The organism is Spiroplasma sp. ald (assembly GCF_044714355.1).
GTDB classification, from domain to species: domain Bacteria; phylum Bacillota_I; class Bacilli_A; order Mycoplasmatales; family Mycoplasmataceae; genus Spiroplasma; species Spiroplasma phoeniceum.
Genome location: NZ_RXFY01000172.1, coordinates 1 through 1165, shown reverse-complemented (window position 1 = coordinate 1165; position 1165 = coordinate 1). Strand labels below are relative to the sequence as shown.

Here is a 1165-nt window from a genome sequence, read left to right as displayed (position 1 = left end):
AAGATGGTTCAGAAGGAACAATTGAATTATTACCAAATGGAGTTAATGCAATTGCCTTTAAATTTAGCAAAAAATACGACCCCCTTATTTTACGCAAAAAAGACCATACTCCATTAAGAGTTGGTGCTGCTGCATTAGGTACTGGTATGGGTAATACTTTAATTATGGAAAGAGTATTATATTTAGGTGGTGCAGTTGTTGAACCTAAGGGAATTATTAAACACATTGTTGCAAAAATTGATATTAGTGGAATTAGTAAATTAGACAAACCAACTATTCATGTAACAGACCCAACACAAGCAACAGCCGAACAATTAAAACCACAATTTAAAGATGTTGTTTTAAAAGCGGTAAAAGCAGTAAATAGTTCTTTAACTGAAAGTGATTTCGATTACTTTATTGAAAGTAAAGGTGAAGATTGACCAATTAATATTACAAATGATAAAACTGTTGAAGTTCAAATTGAAGGTAAAAACAATGCTGGTGGTCAAACAAATCCGATTGATGTTAAAATTAAAAATTCTTAATAGTACTAAAAAATAGTGCTTTTTCGTTTAATAGATATGCCAATCGGAACATCTAAAACAGCCCTTATTTATGCTGTTAAAAAAAATCCAACTAGATTGTCAATCCAACAACAAGAAAAAAGTTTTGGTTTACAGTTATTAGAATTTTTAGGAATTCAAGTTTTAGCTCTTGGTTTATCAGTTTTGACTGGGGGAATTGCTTCGGCTGTTGGTCTTGGTGCGGGATTATCTAATTTTGCCGCAGCATTTATCTCGTTTGGAGTAGAAACAGCAACCGATTTTGCTGTAAATCAAATATACGATAAATTAACATCAGAAGTGATAGTAAAAAGTACTGCCTTAAATTTGTTACCAGCAATTGGTGGAATTGGTAAATTAACGCGTGCTGCTCGCACAACTAGAATTTTAAAATTAGCAAAAGAAACTAAACTACTTGAAAAATTAGGTGTAATAACTGCTAATAACTTAGAAGATGTTGTAAAACAAGTTACAGGTAAAAAGATTTTATCTGATAAATTAATATTTGATTTTACAAAGCAGGTTAATAATGAAACTTTATTATATACAATTGGAAAATTAGCCCGAAATGATTTTTATAAGGGTTTTAAAGTTTCTAATTTAGAAACAATTAATAATTT

The 1165-nt window shown here is 30.1% G+C and carries 2 protein-coding genes; both read left to right on the top strand.

The genetic code is table 4. From position 1 onward, the window contains the following. Nucleotides 1-527 (top strand): hypothetical protein (locus EHU54_RS05915; RefSeq protein WP_400249473.1); only part of this gene is annotated, 527 nt, incomplete at its 5' end. 15 nt (nucleotides 528-542) lie between these two features. Beyond that, a partial coding sequence (locus EHU54_RS05910) for a hypothetical protein (RefSeq protein ID WP_400249471.1) occupies nucleotides 543-1165 on the top strand: 623 nt, incomplete at its 3' end.